The 26,226-nt window shown below is 58.9% G+C and carries 30 protein-coding genes and 1 pseudogene; 12 read left to right on the top strand and 19 right to left on the bottom strand.

Annotated features, from left to right (window positions below; all coding sequences use genetic code 11):
- Positions 1-223: 223 nt before the first annotated feature.
- Genes A9K65_RS34520 through A9K65_RS34510 form a run of 3 tightly spaced genes read left to right on the top strand, consistent with a single transcriptional unit; the run spans position 224 to position 2,314 of the window.
- On the top strand, positions 224-460 hold the full coding sequence (locus A9K65_RS34520; protein WP_013525080.1) for a hypothetical protein: 237 nt from the start codon (positions 224-226) through the stop codon (positions 458-460).
- Positions 457-1,704, top strand: a complete 1,248-nt coding sequence (locus A9K65_RS34515; RefSeq protein WP_013525081.1) for a hypothetical protein — start codon at positions 457-459, stop codon at positions 1,702-1,704. Before A9K65_RS34520 ends, A9K65_RS34515 begins: the two co-directional genes overlap by 4 nt.
- A complete protein-coding gene (locus A9K65_RS34510) occupies positions 1,691-2,314 on the top strand; it encodes a hypothetical protein (protein ID WP_013525082.1) in 624 nt (207 codons plus the stop codon). Before A9K65_RS34515 ends, A9K65_RS34510 begins: the two co-directional genes overlap by 14 nt.
- Positions 2,315-2,317: 3 nt before the next feature.
- Here the strand turns inward: A9K65_RS34510 and A9K65_RS34505 are convergent, their stop codons facing one another.
- Genes A9K65_RS34505 through A9K65_RS34495 form a run of 3 tightly spaced genes read right to left on the bottom strand, consistent with a single transcriptional unit; the run spans position 2,318 to position 4,452 of the window.
- Positions 2,318-2,767: a GtrA family protein gene (locus A9K65_RS34505; RefSeq protein ID WP_224673146.1), complete on the bottom strand. Its 450-nt coding sequence runs from the start codon at positions 2,765-2,767 to the stop codon at positions 2,318-2,320.
- Positions 2,760-3,452, bottom strand: a complete 693-nt coding sequence (locus tag A9K65_RS34500) for a class I SAM-dependent methyltransferase (RefSeq protein ID WP_013525084.1) — start codon at positions 3,450-3,452, stop codon at positions 2,760-2,762. Before A9K65_RS34500 ends, A9K65_RS34505 begins: the two co-directional genes overlap by 8 nt.
- A complete protein-coding gene (locus tag A9K65_RS34495; protein WP_224673147.1) occupies positions 3,427-4,452 on the bottom strand; it encodes a glycosyltransferase family 2 protein in 1,026 nt (341 codons plus the stop codon). Before A9K65_RS34495 ends, A9K65_RS34500 begins: the two co-directional genes overlap by 26 nt.
- Before the next feature lie 304 nt (positions 4,453-4,756).
- Here A9K65_RS34495 and A9K65_RS34490 point away from each other — a divergent pair, with 304 nt between their 5' ends.
- Positions 4,757-5,188 (top strand): hypothetical protein, encoded by a 432-nt coding sequence (locus A9K65_RS34490; RefSeq protein ID WP_027161853.1) that lies wholly within the window; start codon positions 4,757-4,759, stop codon positions 5,186-5,188.
- 237 nt (positions 5,189-5,425) lie between these two features.
- Here the strand turns inward: A9K65_RS34490 and A9K65_RS34485 are convergent, their stop codons facing one another.
- From A9K65_RS34485 to A9K65_RS34470, 5 genes are all read right to left on the bottom strand, one after another.
- Positions 5,426-5,923 carry a metallophosphoesterase gene (locus A9K65_RS34485; protein WP_013525087.1) on the bottom strand — a complete coding sequence of 166 codons (498 nt, stop codon included), beginning with the start codon at positions 5,921-5,923 and terminating at the stop codon, positions 5,426-5,428.
- A 37-nt stretch (positions 5,924-5,960) separates the two neighbouring features.
- Positions 5,961-6,137, bottom strand: a complete 177-nt coding sequence (locus A9K65_RS34480) for a hypothetical protein (protein ID WP_084015754.1) — start codon at positions 6,135-6,137, stop codon at positions 5,961-5,963.
- Positions 6,138-6,425: 288 nt separating this feature from the next.
- Positions 6,426-6,773: a hypothetical protein gene (locus tag A9K65_RS34475; protein WP_027161854.1), complete on the bottom strand. Its 348-nt coding sequence runs from the start codon at positions 6,771-6,773 to the stop codon at positions 6,426-6,428.
- 577 nt (positions 6,774-7,350) lie between these two features.
- Positions 7,351-7,731, bottom strand: coding sequence for a GMC family oxidoreductase (locus tag A9K65_RS35840; protein ID WP_198327707.1), 381 nt, complete (start codon positions 7,729-7,731; stop codon positions 7,351-7,353).
- A 5-nt stretch (positions 7,732-7,736) separates the two neighbouring features.
- Positions 7,737-8,684 (bottom strand): FAD-dependent oxidoreductase, encoded by a 948-nt coding sequence (locus A9K65_RS34470; protein ID WP_064993597.1) that lies wholly within the window; start codon positions 8,682-8,684, stop codon positions 7,737-7,739.
- 562 nt (positions 8,685-9,246) lie between these two features.
- Here A9K65_RS34470 and A9K65_RS34465 point away from each other — a divergent pair.
- Together A9K65_RS34465 and A9K65_RS34460 are read left to right on the top strand one after the other, a co-directional pair.
- The gene (locus tag A9K65_RS34465; RefSeq protein WP_027161855.1) at positions 9,247-9,555 is read left to right on the top strand and encodes a hypothetical protein; all 309 of its coding nucleotides are present in this window, start codon (positions 9,247-9,249) and stop codon (positions 9,553-9,555) included.
- Between the two features lie 543 nt (positions 9,556-10,098).
- Positions 10,099-10,998 (top strand): SIR2 family protein, encoded by a 900-nt coding sequence (locus A9K65_RS34460; RefSeq protein WP_013525092.1) that lies wholly within the window; start codon positions 10,099-10,101, stop codon positions 10,996-10,998.
- An 837-nt stretch (positions 10,999-11,835) separates the two neighbouring features.
- Here the strand turns inward: A9K65_RS34460 and A9K65_RS35835 are convergent.
- The 4 genes from A9K65_RS35835 to A9K65_RS34435 form a co-directional block, all read right to left on the bottom strand.
- A complete protein-coding gene (locus A9K65_RS35835) occupies positions 11,836-12,171 on the bottom strand; it encodes a hypothetical protein (RefSeq protein ID WP_198327705.1) in 336 nt (111 codons plus the stop codon).
- 540 nt (positions 12,172-12,711) lie between these two features.
- On the bottom strand, positions 12,712-12,990 hold the full coding sequence (locus tag A9K65_RS34445; protein ID WP_027161857.1) for a hypothetical protein: 279 nt from the start codon (positions 12,988-12,990) through the stop codon (positions 12,712-12,714).
- A gap of 327 nt (positions 12,991-13,317) precedes the next feature.
- Positions 13,318-13,557, bottom strand: coding sequence for a hypothetical protein (locus A9K65_RS35830; protein ID WP_164755616.1), 240 nt, complete (start codon positions 13,555-13,557; stop codon positions 13,318-13,320).
- A 239-nt stretch (positions 13,558-13,796) separates the two neighbouring features.
- A complete protein-coding gene (locus A9K65_RS34435) occupies positions 13,797-14,090 on the bottom strand; it encodes a helix-turn-helix transcriptional regulator (RefSeq protein WP_084015752.1) in 294 nt (97 codons plus the stop codon).
- 685 nt (positions 14,091-14,775) lie between these two features.
- On the opposite strand from A9K65_RS34435, the gene A9K65_RS34430 reads away from it, so the two are divergent.
- A complete protein-coding gene (locus tag A9K65_RS34430) occupies positions 14,776-15,015 on the top strand; it encodes a hypothetical protein (protein ID WP_027161858.1) in 240 nt (79 codons plus the stop codon).
- Positions 15,016-15,078: 63 nt separating this feature from the next.
- Here A9K65_RS34430 and A9K65_RS34425 read toward each other — a convergent pair whose 3' ends face one another.
- Positions 15,079-16,008 (bottom strand): NAD(P)/FAD-dependent oxidoreductase, encoded by a 930-nt coding sequence (locus tag A9K65_RS34425; RefSeq protein WP_245322223.1) that lies wholly within the window; start codon positions 16,006-16,008, stop codon positions 15,079-15,081.
- Between the two features lie 464 nt (positions 16,009-16,472).
- Between A9K65_RS34425 and A9K65_RS34420 the strand changes: the two genes are divergently transcribed.
- Together A9K65_RS34420 and A9K65_RS34415 are read left to right on the top strand one after the other, a co-directional pair.
- Positions 16,473-16,733, top strand: coding sequence for a hypothetical protein (locus A9K65_RS34420; protein ID WP_064993595.1), 261 nt, complete (start codon positions 16,473-16,475; stop codon positions 16,731-16,733).
- A 425-nt stretch (positions 16,734-17,158) separates the two neighbouring features.
- Complete coding sequence (locus A9K65_RS34415; RefSeq protein WP_027161861.1) at positions 17,159-18,931, top strand: SLC13 family permease; 1,773 nt, start codon at positions 17,159-17,161, stop codon at positions 18,929-18,931.
- A gap of 500 nt (positions 18,932-19,431) precedes the next feature.
- On the opposite strand, the gene A9K65_RS34410 is transcribed toward A9K65_RS34415, so the two are convergent.
- The 3 genes from A9K65_RS34410 to A9K65_RS34400 all read right to left on the bottom strand — a co-directional run bounded on the left by A9K65_RS34410 (position 19,432) and on the right by A9K65_RS34400 (position 21,972).
- Complete coding sequence (locus A9K65_RS34410; protein WP_064993594.1) at positions 19,432-20,028, bottom strand: hypothetical protein; 597 nt, start codon at positions 20,026-20,028, stop codon at positions 19,432-19,434.
- 22 nt (positions 20,029-20,050) lie between these two features.
- Positions 20,051-21,004, bottom strand: coding sequence for a DUF4142 domain-containing protein (locus A9K65_RS34405; RefSeq protein ID WP_348629616.1), 954 nt, complete (start codon positions 21,002-21,004; stop codon positions 20,051-20,053).
- Between the two features lie 590 nt (positions 21,005-21,594).
- Positions 21,595-21,972: a low affinity iron permease family protein gene (locus A9K65_RS34400; RefSeq protein ID WP_024504638.1), complete on the bottom strand. Its 378-nt coding sequence runs from the start codon at positions 21,970-21,972 to the stop codon at positions 21,595-21,597.
- A 474-nt stretch (positions 21,973-22,446) separates the two neighbouring features.
- Here A9K65_RS34400 and A9K65_RS34390 point away from each other — a divergent pair, with 474 nt between their 5' ends.
- On the top strand, positions 22,447-22,746 hold the full coding sequence (locus A9K65_RS34390; protein ID WP_013525105.1) for a DUF1236 domain-containing protein: 300 nt from the start codon (positions 22,447-22,449) through the stop codon (positions 22,744-22,746).
- 113 nt (positions 22,747-22,859) lie between these two features.
- Here A9K65_RS34390 and A9K65_RS34385 read toward each other — a convergent pair whose 3' ends face one another.
- Together A9K65_RS34385 and A9K65_RS34380 are read right to left on the bottom strand one after the other, a co-directional pair.
- On the bottom strand, positions 22,860-23,177 hold the full coding sequence (locus A9K65_RS34385) for a metalloregulator ArsR/SmtB family transcription factor (RefSeq protein WP_050596224.1): 318 nt from the start codon (positions 23,175-23,177) through the stop codon (positions 22,860-22,862).
- A 398-nt stretch (positions 23,178-23,575) separates the two neighbouring features.
- Positions 23,576-23,812, bottom strand: a pseudogene (locus A9K65_RS34380) (amino acid synthesis family protein); the annotation flags it as partial.
- 109 nt (positions 23,813-23,921) lie between these two features.
- Here A9K65_RS34380 and A9K65_RS35825 point away from each other — a divergent pair.
- Entirely contained in the window at positions 23,922-24,086 is a 165-nt protein-coding gene (locus tag A9K65_RS35825) for a hypothetical protein (RefSeq protein ID WP_164752019.1), read from the top strand.
- Positions 24,087-24,599: 513 nt separating this feature from the next.
- Here the strand turns inward: A9K65_RS35825 and A9K65_RS34375 are convergent.
- Positions 24,600-25,109: a DUF892 family protein gene (locus A9K65_RS34375; RefSeq protein WP_024504634.1), complete on the bottom strand. Its 510-nt coding sequence runs from the start codon at positions 25,107-25,109 to the stop codon at positions 24,600-24,602.
- A gap of 655 nt (positions 25,110-25,764) precedes the next feature.
- On the opposite strand from A9K65_RS34375, the gene A9K65_RS34365 reads away from it, so the two are divergent.
- Positions 25,765-26,064, top strand: a complete 300-nt coding sequence (locus A9K65_RS34365; RefSeq protein WP_024504632.1) for a hypothetical protein — start codon at positions 25,765-25,767, stop codon at positions 26,062-26,064.
- Positions 26,065-26,226 lie beyond the last annotated feature (162 nt).

Genomic DNA, 26,226 nt, shown 5'->3' with positions numbered 1-26,226 from the left:
AAGAGTCCTTGGCCGGAGCTTTGCGTCATGAGCCGGAATGCAAACGGTTGCTGCGGCTCGTTACAACGCGCCTTGGCAAAGGTGCCGAACGCGGCCCTTAGGCGTTCCCGAAGGCTGGTTCAAAATGAACTGATATGTGATGCAGGCAAAGGATTGTTGCCCTTTGCCGTTCGAATATTAGCAACCTCTTGACGACCGCCGGCCGCGCTCCAGAATCTCTCACATGGCGCAGAGACAGACTGGCATCGACTTTGGGCTCGAGGTGACGGCAGGCGGCGTCACTCATCTGGAACTGCGCGACGACCGTCGGGCAAGCAACGCGCCGGAGAAGGCAAAGGCGCCGGGCCACGCCACGCCGGTCGACTATGAAGCTGGCAAGGCCACGGTCGGCGGTTTGGTCACAGTCGAAGCGGGCTCCCATCAGGGGATGGAAACGCGCCGCGCCGGTGCTTCGCGATGAGAAAATCCGGGACTGACAATCTCGTCCCGGCCATCAAGAGCCCCGGCGATGCGCCGTCGATGAAGGGCGCAGAGCAGTTCGAGATTTTCCCCGACTACGGCCCGACGATCAACAGGCGCCACATGGTAGCGGCAGCGGTGGTGGCAGTCCCGCTCCTGTTCGGTTTCACTGGCCTTGCCATCCGTTATGCCGCTGTTGCTTCAACATTGGCAGAGCCAGGCTTCGAGTCTTATGCTCGTGCGCTCTGCCGATGGGATTGCCACTGGTATGTGGACATTTCCGAACGCGGCTACGAGCGCTTTCCCATCCCGAACCAAAGCAATGTCGGACGATGGGGCTTCTTTCCATTCTACCCGTTGCTGGTAGCGGTGATCCGAGCGATTTTTCCTTTCCCCACGATAGTGGTCGCAACCGTCGCTTCACTTGCATGCAGCTACGCCGCATGTCTGGTGGCATGGCCGCTGCTGAAGAAGAACATGCAGGCCTATGTGCTGTACTGCGCTTTTTTGCTTAGTGGCCCGTTCTCCTTCCACTTCACCACTTTCCTTTCCGAACCTCTTTTCGTGCTCCTGACCTCGAGCGTTTTCCTGGCACTCAAACGCTCCAGCTATCCCGCCGCTGGCATCTCGTCAGCGCTCCTCTCGGCAACGCGGCTTGTTGGGGTCCTTGTCGTCTTTGCGACCGTCATTGAAATGTTCCAACAGCATCGGAAAGGGGGCGGCTCACCACTCTCCTTTCCTCGTTGGGTGCTCGGTCGGCCGGATCTGCTCGTCGCTATCTTGATCTCGCCTGCCGGCTTGTTCGCTTACATCCTGTTTTTGTATGTCACTGTCGGCGACGGCTTTGCGTTCCTGCACGTCCAACGCGCCTTTGGACGAGTGGCTGGGAACCCGATCCTGTTTCTGTGGGACGGCCTCTCAGCGTTTCCCAAGACCGGGTGGCTGCCCACGGCGCCGCAATGGAGTGCGCTCGCGGCAATCGCCGGGCTGGCGCTATCAGTCGTGCTGATGGCTCGCAAGCAATATGGCGCTGGTATCTTTTGCGCGATCAGCATTGTCGTGCCATTGATTACGAATCTGGCCTCCATGGTCAGATACGTCATTGGGCTTGCGCCTCTGATACTGTTGATGGCGTTCTTGCTGTCGGCATCGAAACTGACCTGGATAGCCGCTTTGTTTCTCTTTCTGGTCGCCTGCTATTTCATGACAGTGGCATGGATTGGGGGCTACCTTGCTTTGGTCTGACGTCGGCAACCCCTACGCACGCGCGATCTCGCTTGGGTGTTACGCGCTCGCCGCGGCTTTGGCCGTGTCAGAAATCCTCATCCTTGCGCTGGCTCTCCATCCGAATGTCCACCCCGACTATCGGGCCTATTACATCGACCGCACGACAACCTGCCTCAACCGCGATACCGTTGGCATCTACTCACTCGGCCAGACAGTGTCCTTCCGGTCCGACGGCGCCAAACGGGCTTCCGGCATGAAAGTTTGTGGCTGGTCGGGGCCAGCAGCCGACGGCACGCATTCGCTGGGTGAAACCTCGCGGCTCCGCCTGCAGATACCGCCGCTTCGCGACGGCCTAAAGGCAACGCTACAAATGGCCGCTGTCGTTCGTCCGCCACAGATGACCCAGAGGGTGATTATCTCAGTCCATGGCGTATCCGTGCATAAGGTTACGCTGTCGGGCAAGCAACCCATGACCGTCTCGTTCTTCATTCCGCACGCAGCTTTTTCGAACGCCAGCACGTTCGAGATGACGTTTGACTATCTCGACGGGATCCCGCCCAGCAAGGCCGCCAGCAGCATTTACAAACGCTCCATCAAATTGGTGTCGTTTCGACTGGACGCCGTTTAAGTATTATCGCCGCTGGCGGGAGCGGTTGCCCTGCCGACCGGGACGGCGATCGGCAAAAACCCACCGGTCAAGGACGAAGAAATTGATGGTGGGAACGAGCAGGCACGTAATCAGGACGGGAACGACGAGCGGCAAGCCCAGCTTCACCGTCATAAGTGCCGGCGCGCCATAGGCAATGGCAAAGCCTGTTGCCGCCAGCAGGAGAAAACGTGGCGCTGCGGTTCGATGCGACCGGCCCGACACGAACGTCAGGTATTTGTGCGCGAGATACGAAAACAAGGTGGCTGCGGCATATGCCCCAAGCGAAGCCTGGATGGGCGTGAAACCGAGCAGTTGCGATTTGGAAAAAGCGGCAACCAAAGCGGCATACAGAATTGTGGCAGAGATGCCGACCATGCCGAAGCGTGCCAGCAGCGTGAGCGCGTCGTCGCCGGGAGACAGGTGCTCAGGCACGCGCACTAGACACATACTGTGCTCCCAACGGCACGCGGGCGAGCATGCGCTCGACGTTTCGGGCAAACGGTCTGCCTGACGGCAGCAGCAGGAAGTGCTCGGACCGGATGTTCGTGAAGCCTGTCATCTGCAAGAGTGACGCTGTTTTGGCTGCGCTGAGCAGCACGGCATCTCGGTCGAAGGGACACCGGAACACAGCCAGACGCGTCAGCGGGTTATAGGGATTATGCTCGATGATGCAGGCGACACCGCCCGGGCGAAGGACGCGCCGCATCTCGCGTACGAACTCAAGCCAGGAAGCTGGCGGTACATGATGGACGACGCAGCTGGCGAAGGCCAGATCGAAGACGCCGTTGTCGTATGGCAGGGTCAGGCTGGAGCAGACCTTGTACATGACGCCAGGATTTTCCTCCCTGGCACGCAGGATGGAGTCCGGCGAGATGTCGCAGCCGTCCAGGGACGCGAAGGCGCCTTTGAGAAATGGATGGAGAACGCCTACGCCGCAGCCGACATCAAGCGCCCGCACACCCGAGCCATCAGGGCCCAGCCCTCGTTCAACCACAACGCGTCGCAGAAACTCGGCCTTGGCCTTAAGAAAGAAGTCGTGCTTAAGCCCCGAAAATCGGATCGATCCCTGGACTGTCTCGTCATAGATCGATCTATAACTGTCGAAGAGTTCGGACATTGGCCGGCACTCCAATCCGGGATTTTCGAGACGATCGTCGGTTCTTGACGGGAACGGCAGGCATCGCCCGGTCGAAGCCGGTGAGGCGATCGATCACGTAAAGTGGGCGCCGTTTCACTTCAGCGTGGATGCTTCCGACATACATCCCGACTACGCCGGTCATGAAAAGGTTGATGCCGCACAGGAGCGATACAATCATCACGGTCGAGGTCCAGCCGGCAACAACGCCGGTTTCAAAAGCCCAGGCATAAATTGCAAACGCACCAAAGGCGACGGCCAGCGCAGAAATGGCCAAGCCACCCCAGAGCGCCAGGCGCAGCGGCCGTTCCGAGAAGCTGACGATGGCGTGAGCAGCAAGATGCACCATCTTCCAGAATGGATATTTGGTCTGGCCAAGGGCTCGTGCTGGACGTTCGAACGGCACCGCCGCCTGCTTGAATCCCATCCAGCCAAACATGCCCCTGACGAAGCGATCCTGTTCGGGCATCTGTCTGAAAGTTCTCAGCGCTTTGGGGCCGACCAACCGGAAATCTCCAACGTCGCGCGGAATGTCGACGGTCGTCATCTTTTCCAGTAAGCGATAAAAGAGACTTGCCGTGAAGCGCTTGAACAAAGATTCGCCTTCGCGTTTAACGCGCCGGGCATAGACAATCTCGAAACCTTCCTTCCACTTCGCCACCAGATCGAGGACCACCTCGGGTGGGTCTTGGAGGTCGGCATCCATGACGATGACAGCATCCCCCTGGGCGGCGTCCATACCGGCTGTAATTGCTATCTGATGCCCAAAATTGCGCGAAAGTTCGATCAGCCGAAAACGAGGCTCGGCGGCAACCACGCACCGAAGGTATCTGACGCTACCGTCGCGGCTTCCGTCATCAACGAAAATAGCCTCGGTCTCACCGTCCAGCTGGTGGATTAGCAACCTGATGCGCTCGACCAGGCGAGGCAGCACTTGTTCTTCGTTGTATATCGGCAGAACCAGTGAGTAGCGCAGCGACACGTTCGCTCCGGTCCCGGTACCTTGGATCACAGTGGCCTCCATGCCGATGAAATGAAACGCCAGCCCCAAAGTTCCATAAGACGTTGCTAATTTAACAGTTGCCGTAGGCGGGTGGCGAACTGTCCGTTCGGAACGTCTTCGGTCTGATTAGGAGTGAGATATCGTTTCGCGCGCCGGCGGAGCAATGCGCTGTTTCGTCATTTCGCAATCCATTGTCGGGTAAGGCCGCCTTGCCAGCTCTTGTCAGCGCGTCGGCGCGCGATAATTTTTGTGGGGAAGGGACTTCGATCAAAAGGAGCCGACGATGGAACACCAAACTCTAAGCCAACTGCAGACAATTGCAGATGTAGAACCCCTGTCGACATACCCGATCATGACCCGCCAACAGCGAATCGAGCGCTGGGCAGAGTTGCTGGAACAACGTCCCGAGCGACGCCTGAGAGCGCTTACTGGCACTGAGTATCTGAAGCGCGAAGCTCGCGACGCGGCGCGCGGTGAGGGCTCGCCGATTACAGTGGCCTTCGAGGACCCGCTACTGCGTGCGTTAGGCCTGAAGGATGACACCTATGGGGAAGCAAAGCGCTTCTTCGAACTGTCCGACGGGGAATTGCATGACATCGTCTGCAGTTGCCATGTCGGAACCACGTTCAGAGGGCAGTGGGCTGCCGCTCGAGTCCGCCGGTCAATCGGAGGGAACAGGCTTCTCAAGTGGCTCAGAGAAAGAATGTGGCATTGAGGTCGCCAAGGACGGCGATTGAAGCTCGTTCAGAGCGAGGTGGATGAACGATTGACGCGCCAGCGCTCCGCCGTGGTGACGAGGGGGTTCGGCACCCAAAGGTTGTCACGCAGACGGGTGGGCGCTCTACTTGCGGTGCTTCCAGGCAAGGCTGCATTCCCAGGGGCAGGATTCTGGGCTTCTCTTTGCGGCTAGCATCACGACGTGAAGACGTCGATCGCTCGGCCCTCTGTTGCGCTAACCTCGGCGGCGCCTGGCCTGAATGGCAGCAAAAGTCACTGGGCGAAAATCCCAGGCGTCAACGCCGACATCGTGCTGGCGCGTCATTGGCTTCAGCCGGCCATGAGAATGGCCGTGCAGGTTTATTGATTTCTTGCCGATCTGGTTCCAGGTGCGGAACGGGTAGTGGCAAAGAACCAGGAAACTGCCCTCGACAGTTAGCTCCTTGTAGTGTTGGACGCTTGCCCAAGCCGAAGCGCCGAGCGTTACCACGCCGTCGTTGTTGCCGATGATCAGGTGCTTCGTGCCGTGGAGGCAGGACAGCAGCGAAGACACTGTCTCGGCAGATCCCTTGGCGAAGTCGCCGAGGTGCCAGACCTCGTCGCTTGGAGCAACAGTCTCGTTCCAAAGTTCAATCAGTGCTTGGTCATGCCCCGCCAATGAACTGAAGGGGCGGGGGCCGAGCCGCAGAATGCGGGGATCGTTGAAATGCGTGTCGGAGGTGAAGAAGATCATGCCGCCGCTGGCTGTGACGAGCGATCGACGATCGCTTCTAAGTTCGGTTGCCGGAGCTTTTTTTGGGTCCACCATCGATCCTGATTTGGGCTTCCCTGAGCATCTTGAGTGCCTCCTCCTTGGTGAGGCCGCACTTGCGCGCAAAGTAGAGCGCTTCGATCGCCCTTTCACGATCCGCCGTGGCTTCTGAGGGCTGTTTGGGCTTCTTACCCATCGTTCCCAATCACCTTTTGATGCCACCGAACCATCACCGTGCCGGGTTTGTTCCCCCCTCGGATCTGCTAACCTGCCGAGCGTCGCCGCCTGATACGCCGATGAAACAACATCCGAGCCCTGCAACCGGCATCATCTCCAACAACGAGCGAGCAGGTCGGCCCTTACGTGTATAAATTCCACGCCGGCGTGGGGAGGGACCGGCGGTGCGCTTTATGGGTGAGCCAGTCTACAGGCGCTTCTAAGCGCCACGCGACCAAGCCGGCGGGGGCGGAGCATCGTCGTTGGTTCAAAGATCCGTTCTGGTCCGCCCTCGCTCAAAAACCGGAACGTCTTCATCATCTCCTTCGCTTCGTCCGGTAGGGATGTCTTCAGCGAAGCTGCGGGTCATCTCTTCGGTGTCGCTCAACCCGTCGACCGTTTCATTTGCGCCGGCTCCCTCGTCGTGACGGCCCGTGATCTCGCTTCGAGGCTGCGCGCCGATCGGCTGTTCGATGTCGTGGGACCCCAAAACGCCCGGTCCCGCACCGTGTCTATCCTCGTGGCCCGCGATGCTCTCCAGTACGGCAGCATCCTCCTCGAAGATGGGTTTGTCATTGGCAAAGTCGCTCTTTTGCTTCCGGGTTGTTATCGGCATGTTGTGAACTCCTACGCAGTGAATCGCACAACGTACGACTACGGCCGAAGTTGCGAGGCGGCCGCTTTGATTTTAAGGAACCCCGACTTCGGGCAAGCGGTCGCAAAAATGGAGACAGCGGCGCACGTGCTGAAATGGAACAATCAAGCGCGCAAGTTGGCACGATGGCGGGATTTTGAACGAAGCACTCCTCTCCTCGCTATCGACTCCAGTCGGGTAAGGCCTGCTCCGAGCCACGGTTCTTGCACGGCGCTTTGCAAAAGGCGCCAATCGAGGCCGAACGAACTGCGCTCGGATGCTTTACAGCCGCCAACAGGCTGCGCGGTCGCGTCGTTTTTCGCCGCTTAATGGCACAGCGATGGCGAAGGTGGCGGACGAGCCTTAAGCACCAGCTTACGAGTATGCGTGCCTCGCTGGCGAGCTTGCCCACATTCGCGCGGCGCGAACTAGAGACGCTGCCGCGATACGTGCGGGCAGCAGATAGACTGACACACAGGAAGCGGCCTCCGAATGTGATGAAGCAGCCCACGTTAGGCGCGAGTTGGGCGCAGTCACTCAGCAGCTGCCGGTGTGATCATCACCGGCGAAGCCTGTCGGCGAGGCGGAGCCCAAGGGCCAAAATCGTCAAGGTGGGATTCGCCTGGCTGGATGTTGCCAGAACCGAGCCGCCCGCGATGTGCAGGTTCATCAGTCCATGAACTCGGCATTCAGCGTCAACAACCCCGTCGGTCGGGCTCGCAGACATTCGCGTGGTACCGAGGTGATGACCGTCCATGGCGCCTGATTTGCCTGCCATTTCGATCACATGGCCAGGTTCAAATCCTGAAATGGTAGCTCCGATCTTCTCCAGCTTCCAACCGAGCAGTCGATAGGCGCGCGCGATGCTTTGGAGATCGTTGCTCGTGGTTTTCCAATCGACGCGCAGCTTCGGCATACCCAATCGGTCGCGTTCGCTCACCAACGTCAGTCTGCTTGCGGGGTTCGGCTCCTGTTCCGAATGAAACTCAAGATTGACCCCATTGGCGCGCGGCCCCAATACGATGGAGGGCAGCTTTCGCCGTGCGAAAGTTCTGTTCGCCATCCCGCCTGCTGGGCGTTCGGCAACTTTAGTGCTCCGACTGTGCCTCCCAGATGGGCCATATAGAAACGACCGAGCTGATCTCGGGCGTTGCCGATACCAGCTGGCATCACATCAATCGAGGCAAGTAGCAATCGGGTGGTCTCAAAGCCGCCGGCGGCTACAATGTAATGGCAAGCCGTGACCTCACGCTTTGTGCCCTTCAAGTCAACACAGTCGATGTGGTGGACGCAACGCCCGTTCGGCGCCAGGCGAATTCCCGTCGCCGCAGCGTTTAACCAGATGTGGATATGACGCGAAGTCCGCAGCAACCCGGAAAGCCGTTTCCAGACGTTGGTTGGTCGACTAAACCGCTCCAGGCGGGTCCTGAACAAATCGCCGTCGACGCCCTCGAATAGTTCAACGCGAGAACCAGGCAACGCGCTTGTTGGATCGTAGTCGTAAGACCCGACCTCGATCACCTCGTGCGCCCGACGGTAGTAGGGCAGCAGGGTTTCATAGGTGATCGGCCAGCCCGAATTGCACACCCATTCCCGCTTCTGGAAGTCGATGCTATCGAACGGCACGCAGCGGCCACGCCATGCTCGGCTCGATCCTCCCAGCGCTCGTATCCGGAAATTCTGGACAGGCGGGTGGACGAGGGGATCTGCGACAATGCCGTGGTAGAGCTCCTGCGATCTATTGGTCTGCCACCTGCCGCCCGCTTCCAGAACGCAGACGCGTAGCTTTGCATTTTCGAGCGCCGCGGCAATGGCCAGGCCGACAGTGCCACCTCCGACAATGCAGATGTCGTAGGCAAGTCCGTCGCCCGCTACGGTGAATTGAGCGATCAACGTTCACTCCGGATTTGTTCGATCCCCGAAGGCACGCTCCACCCTTCGCGCCCGGCTTGGGCGAAGCAGGTAGCGCGCGAGGAGCAGTTGGCAACCACCCAATTGATCGCATTTGAAGCGCCGGCCCAAAAGAGGTGGCTTTGGTGACGAGGTCCGTGACGACTTCAAGGGGCCCGAACCGGAAGAGTTTTTGTCGCGACCACCCTCAAAGGGGCATGGTTATGGTGAACGCTACTTCTCAGCCTGAGTTCGGTGGTGGTATTCCGGTTCGATCCGCGAGATTTCCCGCCCATGGCTCGCCGACAGACACGCTGTTGGCTCCGGCTGAAGCCTTGCCTCTGCTTGCGAGGTTGCCATGGCGATCCGGAACCTCGAGGCATGTGGAGAGTTGTCCAGCAGCCCAGCGGAGATCCAAGCCATGGCGCTACCAGATGCCAGTTCCGGCGCGGCCGCGCAGCCGAAACGCTCTAGCAAGCCGGCAATCCCATCGCCGCACGCCACAAGGCTTCCGGAGCAGGATTATCGATAGACGGGCGCCCAACGATATGAAGGACAATGGCCCATGAACGTCGCCAACCTGCAATTGGAAGGTTTGCTTATGGCGGTCGCTGCCGTCAATAACGCCTTGGTCCGGAGGGGCCTTCTTTCGGTTGATGATATCGATATGGCTTTGAAAACCGCGGAGGCCTCGTTCACGGCTGATGAGCGCCTCTTCGAGGACATGTCGCCCGCCAACCGGGACGCAGTCTGTTTTCCTTTGCGGCTTTTGCGGTTGGCTAACACCAAACAGTTCGAAGCGGGTGTGCCACCGTTTGCCGAGCTGGCCAGGCAAGTCGGGATAACCAAGCAGCCCTACAACGATCAGATGTGAAGGGAGGAAGACAGGCAGGTGCAGGAAATCGTCGTGGTCAACAAGGTGGTCGAATTCCGGGGAGAGGCGGTGACCGCATACCGTGACGGTCCCGCACACTGCTGCATGCCACCGCTTTCGGCGAGGCGGGCCGCGACCCTGGACGCGAGACCATTCCCGCATTGAACCCGTAGCTCTGGCGAAGGCACCACATGGAATATTTTCGAGCACAAGGAACATGTCAGCCCACGGGTGTTTAGGCCGGAATGACAATCATCGCCGTCACGACAATGAACTACCCTCTCGCCGTCTTCCCTGGCCCGAAGCGACGCAGGCTCTCAGCAATTGCGCGACTGGAACGAAGCCGCGGCAAGTGGCTGGCGCAGAACCGGATCCACATGACCGGTAAGCAGAAACAGGAGCCGGTCGCGGGCAGCGAACCACAATGCGGCTGCCATGAGCCGTGCGGTTCCAGATGGTTGGCTGCATTCCAAGATCGACAGCAACCGAAACAACAAGCGCCTTTAGGGTCTGCCTGCGCGCGTGGCCTCGAAAGCCTTGGCCATGAACGATGACCCTGTGGATTCGCTCGCCAACGCAATTCACCACCGCAGCGCAATTCTGTTTGTTGGGGCAGGGGTGTCGATCAGTGTTGGACTCCCTTCTTGGGAGAAGCTGATAGAGCGAATGGCAAAGGAGCTCGGTGTCGACGACGAATTTTCCATGCGACGCGATCGTTTTCAAACCCTGGCCGAGTACTATCGGATCAAGCATGGCAGCATCGGGCCACTTCGCAGTTGGATGGACCGAAATTGGTCTGTCCCCAAGGACCGGATCGAGAAATCCGAGTTGCATCGTCTCATCGTGAAGCTCGATTTCCCTGTCATCTACACAACCAATTATGACCGTAACCTGGAACTGGCTTATGAAATATACGGTCGGGACTACGTGAAAGTGGCCAATGCACGCGATGTAGCGCAGGCCCGCCAGGGCGTTACCCACATCGTCAAATTCCATGGTGATTTCGACGAGGATTCTTCCCTCGTCCTCACCGAAACGGACTACCTTGATCGTCTCTCCTTCAATTCTCCGCTGGACGTGCGTTTTCGCTCGGATGCACTCGGCAGCACGATCCTCTTCATTGGCTATAGCCTTTCCGACCCAAACATTCGGTTGTTGCTGCACCGTCTCTGGCAGACGTGGCATCGGTCCGGCTATGAGAAAGATCGCCCGCCGTCGTTCATCTTCATGACCAGCCGAAACCCTGTGGAGGAGGCCGTGCTTGGACGTTGGGGCATTTCGGTCGTCGTCGGCGAAATCGACGAGCCGCAAGCTGCTTTGGTGGACTTCCTCAGCCGGCTGGCGGAGATGGTTGGGGACGGAGCCGAGCCTGGAGAGACGACCCATGAGGGAACCGTCGTCAGACAAAGAGCGATTGAAACAGTCAGATCAAGGGGCAGCTAGGCGGGCTCTCAAGGAACGCCGTACGGCAGAGAACGTCGTTCCAGAGGCGATCATAGCCAGTTTGTGTGGCCAGTTTGAAAATCGCATCCCATAGAGCATGCGATCTCCCATGTGAGCTTTCAACTATTCTGGCGGACGCGCTGGAACATTCTCGCATCAACGAGCTTCGAAGGGGGCACTGTTCCCGTTCAGTGTGTTTTCCCCCTGTGAGACTGCCCGCCGCCGAAAGGTGGCGGGCTTTTTTGTTGGGATGCAACCTTGGACATTATAGCGACTTTGGCCGGACACGCGCAGCGTCGCTTCCCATCATCGGTGCCTGAAGTTGGCGACAGCTTCGAAGTCCTCCCGATGCGATCGCAATTTTTGGGATAGATGTTCGTGTGGTGCCTGTCGGCGACCTGGACGCTGCCTTACCAGAACCGGCCTCCTCCGGTCCGAACCACGGCGCTGGAACCTGATGAAAAGATCAATGTTCGGTATGCAGCTTGCCCTGCACAGCCAAGCGGTCTGGTGCGGCCCGTCGCCGCCTGGTCCGTTCAGCGGCGGGCCTTTGTGTGGTGATGACGCCACCGGCATTATTTGGCCAAGCTGGGAACCTGTGTCGCGAATCAAAGTTTGGGTGGCAGCTTGGCTTACAACCCCGGGCCAAGTGGTCTCAAAGCAAGACCCGCCATTGCTGATCAAATGACGGGTCTTCGCTGTGCATCAATCGATGGACCGAACATCCCGAAGCTCAGCGCCGCGCCCCGTCCTTCGCACAGAGCGTTGGCGTCACACGCCTGTCATGGGACGAGCTTATTCGCTGAAGAACCGGCCTGCGGCCAGCGACCTGCGTTTTTAGGATGGCTCGACGCCGAGGTCGGTCCGCTCCTGCCTACCTGGCTGCCGTTGCCGGTCGGAGGGCGGGAGAGGAATGACCTCCTGCTCACTGCGCCCGGCAGCTTCGCCGAGTTTGTATGCCGCATATAAGGCGCCGATTCTGACTAACCAACGGATCATCGCAATCTCCTTTGGCGCCCAGAACACAGCGGCTTTCGATATGTTCCACATGCTGGAAGCGCCACCCTCCGCATCGTGCAGGATGGCGAGTGCTACAGACCATCGCGGCATGCCGACGTTTGGATTGTCTATCGGTGTCGATGCTCTCATCAACGCCTCGGCTATCTTTATCATTGCATCTCGGCCATCGTAACTGTGCGCTGCGGCAAGGTGCTTTGCAGCGGATGAAGGCCGCTCGTTCATGTGGCGGCCGCTACGGGACGCCGTCCTAAACGTGAAGCCAGGCCCAAACGAACCTCTTCGGTTTTATGAACGAAATTCCGCGCGTCAACGAGATGGTCAGAAAACGAGTAATCGAACCAAGCATCAGTCGGACGTGCTGGCAGGCGAACACTCTTCCGCTGCCTCGTCGGTTACCCTTCCCGTCCCGGTGGAGCGTCACTGGCCTTGTCGTTGCCTTGTAAGCTGGGGCACTCGCGCGGCCTCGTTGTCCCTCGCTGCGAGACTGTCGTCAGACGCTTGGTATATCTGTCGAACAATTCCACCTTTTCTGGATAGGTAAGGCGGTGTAAACGCTGGCAACCTTCGCACCGATAGTGGGCGGCAGCGATGAACCAACGCCCCGGTTTGATGAAAGCCGTTCCGCATGCCGGACATTCGAGCGTCATCTCAATCGAAGACAGTGTCTGGGGGAGCGGCATCAGGTCCCGTGGCTCAAACTGCCGCCGCCAGAAGCAGCGTTATACCCACGACCGTCGACCCACAGATCGTCGCTAGAAGCACAATCGGCCGCGGATACTCGGTGGGTGCTGCGAGGCTGGTGAGGTCGGAACCTCGAAATCTCACGGCGCTGGGCGACTGGACGTGGGCAGCGGTAGACTTGTCATTGCACGCTAGCACAGAAAGACGCTGGGCGATATCGGCGGCGATGAGAGGATCGTCCGCCACCAACTTCGACCAGTCCGAAACAGTGCCGATTTCGTGATGCAACATCGTTCCCTCCCAGGTGATCGCACAACTGCGAGATCTGACCTTTGTTCCTTTAATCTTTGCGAGGGGGGGAAGTCGCGCCCGCTGCCTCGATGGACGGCGGATCACATGCGACTGATCGCTATTTCCGGGGCTCCGGGAACTTGATTATCGTCGCGCTGTCTTCCGGCTCCAGCGGCTCGTGGCCAGGCCGTTCGTGCCACATGACTTGCCGCAAATCGGTCTGATCGACTTTCTGGCCGCAAGATGGACACGCGTAGAAGCGGTCCTTTTCGCGAATGCAATTACCCCCGTTGCGGGGGATGCGAGGTCCAAGGTCAGACAGTTTTGTCATGGCGACGAAAAATCACCGCCGGAGGAAAAAGTTCCCGCCATTTCAGCAAAAACCAACGGAACACTCTTTGGCGCCCGAGGTTCGATGAGCTGAAAGCATCGTGACTGCATGGACGCTTCCGCCAGCCCATCGACAGCCTCTATGGCACGATCCACGATGCCATCTCCACTACGATCCTGGTTTGACCGGATGATGCTCGCGGCCGCAGGTTCCTCGACGATTGGATCGCGAGCCATCTGCCGTTTCCAGAACCGGCTCCCCCCATGGCTGCCAGCGACCTTGCGGACCAGCCGCCGGTGATGCCGGTACCAAGCCTGACGAGGTCAATGAAGAAGTCAGGAGCGTATCCGAAGTAATGTTCAAACGATGCATACAGCAACGACGCCTCACCGGCTTGACCGGTTTCTTGGCTCGCCCCTTTAGGTGGGCCGTGGGTCAAGTGGATTGCTAATACGAGGCTCAAGGACCTTTATCGTTATGCTTGTCTCTGCCGGCTGCGCCACATTCTATTGGTGGTGGAGAGACTGCTATGCCCTTCAGGGCGGGCTAGCGATGGAGCGCCTTCGAAGGTGAAAGCAATTCCCGCGTCCTCAAACGCCTGACGCATGGCCGCGATCTTGTGGGGACGCGGATTTCGAATACCGTTCTCAAAATCTCTGATCGTCATTTCGCTAACGCTCGCTTTTGCGGCAAGCCGTACTCGCGGCCAGTTCAGCAGGGCGCGTGCTGCTCTCGATTGAGCTGGTGAAAGTTGGGTTCGGCGGTCCATAGGATTTGAACATTCGATACGTCTAAAATGTTCCTTCGATCTATCGACGATCGAAAGATCGAGCAATTCCCGCGCGGGGGACGGTCGTCACGAGCGATGTCTCAGCGATGCATGCGTCAGGCAATAGGCCGGCACTGGGACGAGGGGGGCAAGCAGTGGGCGCCTGAAGCGAGCGCTGAGGGTTGGCGGGCGTCCGCCCGCTATCGCAACCAACCCTGTTGCGGCTCGTTGACCTATGCTGGTTGGTCCCAGCACACTCCAGAACCTGCCCGCCACCACTTCGCGGTGGCCGGCTTTTTGTTAATCAGCGGAACCTGATATGCCACGGCAGGTTGGAAGAGCGGCAGCGTCCCCCGCTGCCGGTCGAGGTCCCCAAGCCTCGCCCGGGTCCGCCTCTACCCGCAAGTGGGGGCGGACCCACTAAATATGTTGCGATCAAGGCAACCTGGTTTGTTGCTGTTGACGGGCCTTCGCGCTGGCGCTGCTACACACCTCATTGCAAGCACTCTACCGTGTCTGGGCCCGACCAAAGCCCGACATGGAATCGCAAAGGTCTGACCTATGAAACAAGGAAGCCTTTTCCACATTTGGAATGTGACCGTCGATCATCGTCCCTTCATCGTCGGTTGGTTGATTACCCGCCACGGCTCGCTTGGCGTGGCGGGTACTCATTCATGGAGAGTGTATGCAGCCTGGTGAGATCATCGCGAACGTGTTTGCAGCGGGGTTGGTCAGTGTCCTGGTAGCAGTCGTTTTCCTGATTTTCGGGAACCCGCTCTGGCCTGAACGACACGTCCGGATGGTCATCATCCCGCCTGTCCATCGAATGACAACCACCGCTATCAAAAATGCCTGGCCAGACCTGCCGGACAAAATTGATTTGAACGTTTCGCGCCCGAGGCCGGCCACCGGTGAGCGGATCTGAAGCGTCCTTCGAAACGCACTGACCTGGAGCGCTATGGCGCGCGCCCTGTGCTAGGGTGGCCGGTCAGCTTTCCGGTCTAGACTGAAGTGCATTGTGGATATGTGTTGCTGCGGTGGCGGCATGGCCAAACGCAACGGCAATTTGATTGAGGCCCTCAGCCACGTCTCCAATGGCATAGAGACCCGCAGTCGACGTTTCGAGGTGTCGGCTGACCAGAACATATCCTTGCGCGTCACACTCTGCACCGAGTGCGGCGGCGAGTTCAGAGCGCACATCAGACCCCATTGCGGGGTACACCACATCCAATTCCCGCATTGGCGCACCGTCGGCCATGACAACGCCGAACCCGGTTGCCCGAGCAACAAGATCCTCGACGGTGTCCCAGACTTCGATGCCGCCTGCCGAGGCCATGCCGCGGGCGGCATCGGAAATATCCTCCGGATAGTTGGCGAGCAAGGTAACCTGACCGCTGTACTCCTTCAAAAACAGGGCTTCCTTGAGCGCCAGATGCTCTGGGCCGACGACGCCGATGCGCTTGCCCACGGCCTCATAGGCGTCGCAGACCGGACACAGTCGGACGGTGCCGGCCGCGACGGCCTCCTCCAGCCCTTCTATTGCCGGGGCCTTGTCCACGATCCCGGTTGCAAGAACCACGCGCCTTGCTCGGATGGTCCCGAAGGTGGTCGTCAGCACAAAGGTCCCGTCGCGCTTCTTGGCGCCCGCTACACGACCGTCCACTACGCCTGCACCGTATCTCTGTGCCTGGGCTTTGAGACGGCCGAGCAACTCTGACCCGCCTACGCCCTCCGGGAAGCCAGGACAGTTATGCGATTTTGGAATGAGCTTGGCTCGTGCGTCGCCGGCGTCGACCACGATCACCGAATGCAGGAATCTGGCCAGATACATGCCTGCCGCAAGTCCTGCGGGGCCGCCGCCGACAATAGCCACGTCGAATTCATGACCGCGGGAAGAAATTGGCATTTCGCCCAACATTGCAAACAGGATCTTGTTCCCTGCTTTGGCAGAGGGGATGAGCAGGCGACGGTCAGGCCTCCAAACGTGATTTACGCGGCAACTCGTCGAGGTCCCTTTCACCGGGCGATGGCGCGCGCCTCGATCTGATTTGCGCAGTCTTCGCCATCAAGCGATTCCAGCTTCTGCAAATCAGGCTTCAATTCGAGGTGCCCGAAAATGCCGGCATGGCATTTCACCGGCCAACTTGCCTTAGACCTGCGACCGTGCGCATTTCCCAAGCCCACGCGATTCGAATCGGATCGACCTGCCGGGAAAACCCACCTGATAGCCCCGTCCTTCCGATCCGGAGGGCGCAATGCCGATCGTCTGAAGGGCCGCTCAAATTTACTGACCCAGTCGAGGTGCAGACTATCATAGTTGATTGTTGCTGCCGGTGACCTCGCGTAATCAAAGGCTCACGAGGCTTTCCAACAGAGGACGGTATGTTGTATCCAGGTCGATTTTTGGAACCGAGCGATATTGTGATGCTTGCCCGTGTTTGTGCGACGGTCTGCGAACAGCGCGGCGTACCTGTTGCTTCGCGGGCCGGAGAACGGACAGCTGCGCACGTACTCAAGCTGTTTCTGAACGGCTTGACTGGGGAGAATGAGCTGATCGATGCTGAGAAGAACTGGGCTCGCGGGAGTGATCTGGCTTTCGAGGGGGCTCCTGTCAGCTACGAAAACAAAAGAGAGGCCGCGTGATTCAAGCTTCCTGAGAATCGAATGTAGCCAAGAAAACTGCTGGCCCACGGGTCAGGCACCAGAGGCACCCTCCCTGCATATCGGGGGCGTTGCTGTGGCACTTCAGGTGAGAAAAAGATCTCCGCACGCCGCCCGATCCGTGGTGTCCGGGCGATTTTCCAGGTGGACTCGACATGAGGCAAGCGCATGCTTTTTGATCCCGGCTCGGGCCTTCCTGGTTTGGGGCTGAAGCGTCGGATTGGTCGGGGCACATCGATGTCTGTCAAAGTCCGAAGACCGCTTCGTAAAATCCGTTTCTAAACGCTGCCGATCCGCTCCTGGCCAAACGCCGCCGGACCGCTTTGGCCCAGCAATGAGCGAAGCAACAAAAGGGGCGGTTTGGCCGTTCTCATTAGTCGCACTGGCGGGCCGGGGCATTCGAAGACATGACTACGCCGCAAATTTTGTCATTTGCCGTAACCTTCGTGATGATGGCAGCGTTCGTGTGGGGTCGCTATCGATATGATCTGGTCGCGGCTGTGGCACTGTTGCTTGCTGTCGCGGTTGGCATTGTGCCTTTTGACGAAGCCTTCAGCGGGTTCAGCGACGATATCGTGGTTATTGTCGGCAGTGCTCTGCTGGTGAGCGCAGGGATAGCACGCTCGGGAATCATGGAGGCAGCGATCAAGCGCTTTGCTCCGAAATTATCGGGAGTTCGGTCGCAACTGGCGCTGCTGGTGATCGTGGTCACGATCCTCTCTGCCTTTGTAAAGAATATCGGGGCGCTCGCTATCATGATTCCGATCGCCTTCCAGTTCGCGCGCCGGTCTAACATTTCACCCTCGATATTCCTGATGCCCATGGCATTCGGGTCACTGCTCGGCGGACTAATGACGCAGGTGGGAACATCACCCAACATCGTAGTGTCCCGAGTGCGAGAGGAGCTGATCGGAACCGCCTTCACAATGTTCGACTTCACACCTGTTGGAGCTGCCATAGCCGCTGCCGGAACGATCTTCCTGCTGTTTTTCTATTGGTTGTTGCCGGTGCGCGAAAAGCATGGCGGGTCACTGAATGAAGCCCTCGACATCAAGAATTACCTTACAGAGGCTCGAATTGTCGCCGACTCCACGGTGCTCGGGAAAACCGTCGCAGACCTCATGAAGCTCGCCGGGGGCGATGCAATCGTGACGTCGATCCTGCGCAATCGCACGATGCGGATGACGCCGCTGCCCGACGTGGTCCTCAAGGTGGATGACATCCTGTTGCTCGAGGGCGACCCAGAAGCGCTGGATCGCCTTGTCTCCCAGGGCAGGCTCAGCGTGACCGGGGATAGGGGCGGTGGTGACGACACCACCAACGAGATGGTCGCTATCGAAGCCGTAATCGGTGAAAGCTCCTCTTTGATCGGCTGGACCGCCCAGCGCCTTGCCCTTTACGATCGCTTCAACGTCAACCTCCTGGCCGTCAGCCGTCGTGGGGAGCGCCTCGACCGCAGGCTGGCCGCAGTCGAGCTGAGGCTCGGGGACGTTGTCGTCTTGCGGGGCAGTGCAGCGAGGATGCCCGAGATACTTCGTGAACTCGGCTGCTTACCGCTGGCAGAAAGGGCTATCCTTCTTGGTAGCGTCCGCAAGGGTATCGTGCCGGTAGTGGTCCTTGCTCTCGCCATGGTGGCGACGGCGTTTGGGCTGCTGCCAGTGTCCGTCGCTTTTTTCGCGGCCGCGGTCGCGATTGTGCTTTTCAAGGTCATTCCGCTCCGCGATGTTTACCAATCGCTCGATGGGCCTATCCTCGTCATGCTCGCCGTTCTCATTCCAGTGAGCGATTCACTACGCAGTACAGGAGCTACGGGAGTAGTTGCCGGCGAGCTTGCTAGACTGGGGACCCTCCTTCCGGCGTCCGGCGCACTGACGCTCATCCTTGTCGCCGCCATGGCCGTTACGCCATTCCTCAACAATGCCGCCACCGTCCTTGTCATGGCGCCTATCGCCGCCGAATTTGCTAGTGATCTGGGCTACAGGCCCGAACCGTTTTTGATGGCTGTCGCCATTGGCGCCGGCTGTGATTTTCTCACCCCGATCGGACACCAGTGCAACACGCTTGTCATGGGGCCGGGTGGCTACCGCTTCAGCGACTATCCGCGTCTGGGACTGCCCCTGTCTTTCCTCGTAGTCATTGTTGCTGTGCCGATGCTTATGATCGTCTGGCCAATGAACTGACATCCGATATTCGGATGCCTTCTTGGAAATCCCACACGACACCACATTCGTGAATGAGGTCGCCGCGCAAGCCTGACGCGGGCTGGCCAACCTGCGGTCAGTGTCGCCAGCAGTTCCCCTCTCGTCCCGCCCGCGGCAACAGAAACTGTGTTCCGGCCGCTCTATCGGGGCAAAGGGAAAGCCAGCAAACAAACCTTAGGCCATGGACTATACACCGCAGCGAGATTGTCAGGGGCTTGGCGGAGTATTGACGTCGTTTCTCACCTAGGAAAAGCCGGTTCACCTTCGTGATGACGACAGGCCGATAACTCTTTCTTCGAGAATACGAGGCCCTTTCGGGCTGCGATCAGCATCACAAGTCGTGTGTTGCTCAGCGGCAGGGCCCTGGTGAACTGCAAGTCGTCGCGACGACCATTCGACCTTGGTGCTACCTGAGATACCAGCGTTGCACATCGCGCAGGAAGGACGAGGGCGGCTGTTAGCCGCCCAGTCATTTCATCTCACACTTCGCGACGACCTCTGGCGCTTTCCAGGTCATCACCTGTGTAGACTTCATCCGTTGGATCGAAGCCGGTCCAACCGCCTGCTTCGTATTCGGTTCGCCGATGGGCTATGTCGACGGAATTATATTGCTTCAGTATCTGTTCCGCGTCGGGGACAAGGTCGTCTTCGACCCTGGCTATAACCATTGTTCCCCCGCGCCGAACGCCTTCGGCATAAACATGTGCGTCGCTTTCCGGCACACCGGACTCTGTCATCGCGCCGATGATGCCGCCCGCTGCGCCACCGACCACGGCACCGCCGACAGCGCCGACCGCAGTCGCTGCCAGCCAGCCCGCGGCAACCACGGGGCCGAGACCAGGTATGGCCATCAGGCCAAGGCCGGTGAGCAGGCCGCCGGCCCCGCCGACAACGGCGCCGACACCAGCCCCTGCTGCCGCATCCTCGCCAGCCTCCGACGCTTCGCCCGTAAGTCGGCCGCCCGAATTACCCGCCACGATGCTAATATCGTCGTGCGGAACGCCCGTGGCTTCAAGCTCGCCCACAGCGTCGCTTGCTTGATCGTAATTGTCGAAGAGGCCTGTTACGGTTTTCATCTGATTTGTCCTTGGTTGGTGATCAATTCTTGCCGGCAACGACGTTGCCTTGAAAGTCGAGGGCGATGGGTGCTGCTTTGCCGTCCTTGCTCGCCGTTCCACGCCAGATGCCCTTGTCATCCTTCGTCAGGGCGGAGACGTCCGAGTAGCCCGCCTTTTCGATGGCGCTCTTGGCCTGGTCCTCGGTGAAGCTGTTGGCGCCAGGCACCGGTGCCACAGAATTTGTGGCGGCCGCATCGGACGCGGCTGGCGCGGAACTGTCGGGGGCAGGAGCGGCAGCCGCGACCTTGCCAACCATCTCCTGATGCATCTTGAGTGTCGGCAACGTCTCGCTTGCAAACGACTTGAGAGCGGAATTGTCGCCGTCCTTGGCGTAGCTTTCAAACATGCTTACAGCATCGGCATGCGCCCTCTTCTGCATGTCGGCATAGGTTGCATCGACTGGCGCCGCAGCTGACTGCAACTTGTCGACTTCGTTCTTGTGGGCAGCGTCGAGGTCGGCGGGCACCTGCAATTTCTGTTCGCCGGCAATACTCTCGAGTTTGGCGTTCGCAGCACCGTGGTCGGAGATCATCTTCTGCGCGAAATCCTTAAGGGTCGGATCCTGGAGCCTGCTTTGAGCGACCTTGCTGGACTGCACTTCGAACATCCCGCCGATCGCGGCCTTCGTGACGAAGTCCTGGGCCGTCTCTGCTGACAAGGCAGGCAGTACAGCGGTCATTGCGGTCGCGATCGACAGCGATGCCATGCGTAGTTTGGTTCTCATGCTTAGGTTCCTTGGTTGAGGAGGACGATGAACTCCAATCTCCCGGCGCCATCTTTGTTCCGGGCCTTGATAAATGTCGGATATTTTCGGGGCGCCATTCCCGCCGTCACGAGCTGGGCGGAGTGACACCGATCCCAGATTGTCCAGGAACCCCAGACCGATCGAAGAGTTGCCATTGCTCGCAGAGGGGACCTGATGGCGGAAAACCAACGGTGAGTTTGGTATGCTTGCCGGCAAAGAGCCTGAAGCAGACGGGACGGCCGACCAGAAGATCACCACACGGCGGAAAGACGTCGGTAGCGCCACAGATTGCGCTTACCCAGGCATCCCTGCGGCGTCAGCAGGTCGACATGCGTGACCTTCGCCAAGTAAAATGCCGGCCAAGGCTCGTTTCTGAGGGTTAGCTTATGAAAGCCCGCCGCCCCATTTGCGAAGCGGCGGGCTTCATCCGCCCCAACTTGTCAAAGCAACTTTGATGCCAAACCTTTTTGGCTCTTTATAGGACAATGGCCCCTCCGACAGCGATCAAACAGACATCCAAAATGCCAGCAGCAGGGCGCATAAGGACGAGACGAGGGCAGCGGTGGCAAAAAACACGCCCTGCCAATCTGGCGGTGGCTCGGATATCAACTTGTCGGGGGGCGGCTGATTGTCATTCATGAAAGCAATTTGCGACGCCAAGTGTAGTTCCCCCTGATCCTTCAGGTTGTCGGCGGAAATGCTCGTCGCCTACCGAAGGCCAAAAAAACTCAAAATCGCCAAGACGACGACCACCGCACCAACGAGCCAAATGAGATTGTTCATGATCTCTCTCCTGTTGCTTTCGAAAGTTCGCGCCTGGCAGCCCCGATCGTTTGGGACGCTTCTTCTTCGAGTTTTACAAGCTTCTCCCTGATCTCGTCCGGCTCGGCATGCTCCAATCCGACAACGTCGTTCCTGGTTTCCTTCAGTGAAACGATGATCTCGTCGAGTTTTGCGTGAATGGCGGCGGTATCGCGATAGCCTTGTAAAAGGACAACACCGGTGATCACGATGGCGGCAACCGACAGGGCATAGGTGACCGCATTTGTCAGTCCAAAAGGCACCAGGGCGGTGCACAAAACCATTGCCATGAGCATGACATAGAAGCCTGGCGGCCGAGATAGGAAGTCGGAGGCCGCGAAAAGGAACCGATTCATATCCTGGCCAAGGTCATCAAGGCGACCAGTGCGGTAATCGCCACACAAACAGGCACCGCCGCCAACAGGCCTGCCTCTAAGATCCGACTCTCCTTGTCGCGCAACATCAGGTCACCTACTGCAGGTTAAAGATACGGGTTCGGCGTCGGAAGGGACGTTTGCCCGCCGATCCACCACATGCCAGCCAAGAACGAGTGCCATCACGAGAAAGGGAACAGCCGCGAATAACCAGCGTGCTTGGTCCACACTTTATCCATCTGCATTCTTCCAAATTCGAGAGACAACAGCCGCGGAAGCCAAGCGTTCCAGCCGCTGCCGCTGACAGGACCAATGCGGTTTCCAGAACCAGACTTAGGTCCCAAGGGGACTAGACCTAAGTACCTAGGGCGGAACGTTTAGGGCGGCTCCATGTTCAACTTGCCGGGCGGCGCGGGACGATGATCGTGTTGCGCCCGTCCCTACAGGAGTGCAGATATGAACATGCTTCTAAAGAACACCGCAGCAGCGATGTTGCTATTGGCTGGGATCGGCTCAGCCGCCGCGGACGACATCATCATCCAGCCGGAACAGGACACCGTCATCCGCGAATATGTGAAGAAGCAGCCCCTGGCGTCGGTCAAGCTCCCCGGCGTGGAACTGAATGTCGGGACAGCCCTGCCGGAAACGGTTGAGATCCATGAGGTCCCCAACGTCAAATATCGCTACGTTGTGGTCGACAACCGCACGGTGCTGGTGGACCCGGGCACCCGGAAAATCATCAAGGTTTACGACTGAACGAACCATCCAACCCCGCCGCCATCGCTGGCGGCGGGGTCGAAGCTTACAAATCTCCACAATCCGGTGACGAGCCTTGAGTCCCGACATCGCAACCTTCCAAAGGTCCGGCTTCATGGATGATGGTCGCGGCCAGGCAGAGTTTTCCGCTCAACAAGCCAGTCCAGGAGCTCAAGGACTTTCAGGGCAAGATCTGTGCACGAGTAATACGCTTTATGGCGCTCCTGCCTCCGGGTGACCAGACCAGATTCTCGCATCATGCCGAGATGCTGGGAGAGTGCTGAGTTGCTAAGCCCCAATCGCGGCGCCAGATCAGAAACGGACATTTCTCCGTCAGCAAGAATCATTAGAGCGAGAAGGCGCTTTTCATTAGCCATGGCAGCGAGCAGCTCGGCGGATGGCGCATAAATGCTGGGCTTTTCGGGATTCATGATGTTCCCCTCGCTCACGCGTCGAGCGCGCCTTGCGCCGGCCTCCTTGACGGCAGCGGCGGGCGCCCCAATGAGGATGTGCCGGGATCGTCGCGTGCCCGGCGCGCTAGAACTATTAGCGTGGTGTATGTTCCATCAGAAGGGCGTCGCTGTCTCACGGCCAGCCTCGGCGGCTAAGCGCCTTAGCTCCTGGATCGGCCTTTCTTCGAAGCCTGGGGACCCTTGGCTTCGGCAGCAAGGCGTTGTTCTCGAAGTCGCGCAGTTTTCAAATAACGCGCCTCTCTCTCGGCCGCGTTAGCAACTTTTGCCTCGCGGTCTGCGCGCTCCAATCGGTCTTTGTCGACGCTTCGCTGGGACACTTTTGCCTCCTACCAGAAGACCGTTGAATTTACTGTTCGCTAAATTGTTCCCGTCAATCGGCGACTGCCTTCCTGACGCATGCCGACCCAGCCGCCGTCCGCAGCACCGATGGCCACGACGATCTCGTCGGCAGCCGGGCCGTCTGCGATCTGAAAATTGGCGGTGATGAAGTGTGAGCGGCGACCGTTCTCACTCTTGTGCATCATCGGAAGCGACAGCAGCGCGCCAGGCGCGCTGCGTGTGTTGCAGAATTCGAGATAGGTCGTGCCGCCCACGAGGTGAAGGAAATTGCTTCTCGCCTCGCGGATAATGGCGTCATTAACATGGGCTAATGCGAGAGACCCTCCGAGAGGGTATTGGAGAGCTTAGCGAAAGGGCTGAACGATGACGATAGTCGAACTGGCTTTCGATTTGCTTGCGAAGAAGCTCGCCGCCCGCACCGGCATTTCCAGCGAAGAAGCTAGTGACCTCGTCGCCACTATGGGAGCTGATTGGTCGTCACTCGTGCGAGCAGCAAGGGTAATGAAAAAATACTCCGGTGTTGCCTGACCCGCTCGACCTGGAAGGACTTCCTCCTCGCATGAGGGCACAAACGACCAGCTTGATGGGACGAATCGTCAGGCCATAACGGAGGCCGCGTGGCACGCGCATTTCCCAGAACGCACTCGATCACCTGCCAAGAAAACATGGCGGTGCGGGTCGCCCCAAACTCCCGAGACAACGCCCGACCGCTGCCGAATGTTTCGTGGCCCGGCCCGACGGAGGTTCTCACTTCAGTGGCCTAACGATGCTTCTTGCGACTTGCGTCTTGACGCAAGATGCCGCTCTCTCAGTTCCTGTTTTCAATCGGAATGACGCTCCACGCCCGCATGAGGAACTGCCGTCATCAGACCAGGTCGTTGGTTTGTCGTTGCCGCCCAAACAGGACGGTCACCCCCAAGACCGATACGAATATTACCTGGTCAAGGTAGTTGCTATGTGGGCCCGCGGCACGGCGGTCAGCGTGGGCCCGTACGCTGCGCTGACCGGCGCTCACTATCGCCTGCGAGCCACGATCGTAGATCAGCGCTTGGCGTTGTCACTCTCCGAGTCGGCCCGCGCGAGGAACTGCTCGGCTGTCGCTGGAATATGGCTTTTCAACCAGTCCGCCATCGCAACTTCCTCACGCAGATTCTCTTCGCAGAGCTGGGCGACCTCTGCTTCGCCTAGCGATTTGGCGGCGGCGATCAGGATTGTGTAGGAGGCGATTTCCATGTGCTCGAACGTGTAGCTTGCAAGCGATCCCTTCATCACTTCGTCCCCGGCGAACACCCCACTGAGCGACTGCGCCATTGCCGTCAGCTTGCCGCCGGCATCCTTCAGTGTGGAAGATCCTTGTCCGATGCGGTCAAGACAGGTTTCCAGCCGAGCAGCCTGCTGTCTGGTCTCCTGGATGTGCTGGCGAATCCGCTCGCTGAGCTCAGGATAGTTCTCTATCCGGTTCAGTTGCCCATTCAACATGGTTTCGGCCTGCTCCTCCATGGCGTGAGCATCCCTGAGCCATTGGACAAGCCATTCGCGTGATTCTGACATTTCATACCTCCTTCATGGGTCGGCCAGAACTTTCAAAGGGAGATATTGTTCCTCATCGGTTGAGCTGCCGAGTCAGCCTGTATTGCAGGCTCCTCGAGGTAGGCGCTGCAAGCGGGCGCTTGGCACCAGGAGAGAGTGGCGGGCGACGGGCATGGTCGCGGTGTCCGCGTTGGCAAAACGCATTCCTGCAGAAATGACGAAGCTGCTGCCTGCCGCGGGTTCCGTGATGGATGATCTCAATGAAGCGTTTCGCGTCGGCTCGCATTCCAATACCCGCGCCGCGACGTGTCAGGCTGTGTCTTGCCCGAGCGCCTTGGCCGTCGCCATTCGTCTTGCGAAATCAGCCCGTTGCCGGTGCGCCCCAGCGAGGCAGGTTCAACAACGGAGATCATATCACGATGGAACGTCACGGCCTTTCGCAGGTTGGTATTGGGGTTTTCGCGCTAGGGAAAGAGCCATGACTTCTTCAGACAAGTCTTCAACTGACATATCACACCGCCCCGAGAAATCGAGCGGCAGGACCCCGTCAAAGTCGGCGACACCTTCACCGGCCCCAGAGAAAATATCCGGAGCAGGCCCTGCGGTCGCCGAGCATTCGAAAGACGCCAAGGCGCCCAGAGGCGGGCGTCAACCTGGGGCCTATGTCGAGGATTAGATGGCCGAGCTGGGTGCGTTTGTCTGGCCAACAGGAAGCGACGAGGAGGTTTTTATGCAGATGATGGGAGTTGTCGTCAGCCGAGACCAGGCTCCGGTCGTGGAATTTCGGGGCGAGGGAGGCGAGTGTATTACAGTTACCCTGCAGGCCGGGCATACTCTTCCCGACGATGAACTCATTGCAAAGGCCAGGGCTATGATGGTTCAGGTCGCTCAGTTCGGGACGGACCAGATCAACAATGCGGCGATGTCTGACGGGTCGTCGGCCGATGGGGTGATACAATCCGGAATGTCGGGATAGATAGCTTCGCTCGGTGCGGGCTACAAGGCCACGAGTCGGTAGCGGACGTGCACTCATCAGCCAGAAGATGGCGAGAGCGGCACGCAGGCAAGGCACGCAGATCGCACCCTCCAAAGCAGCGACACCGGCGATCATCGAAAGCCGAGCGTGAGCGTTGGGGCT

The organism is Mesorhizobium sp. WSM1497, from assembly GCF_001672455.2.
GTDB classification, from domain to species: domain Bacteria; phylum Pseudomonadota; class Alphaproteobacteria; order Rhizobiales; family Rhizobiaceae; genus Mesorhizobium; species Mesorhizobium ciceri.
Note: the sequence above shows the minus strand (reverse complement) of the source record. Positions and strands in the feature narration are given on the sequence as shown.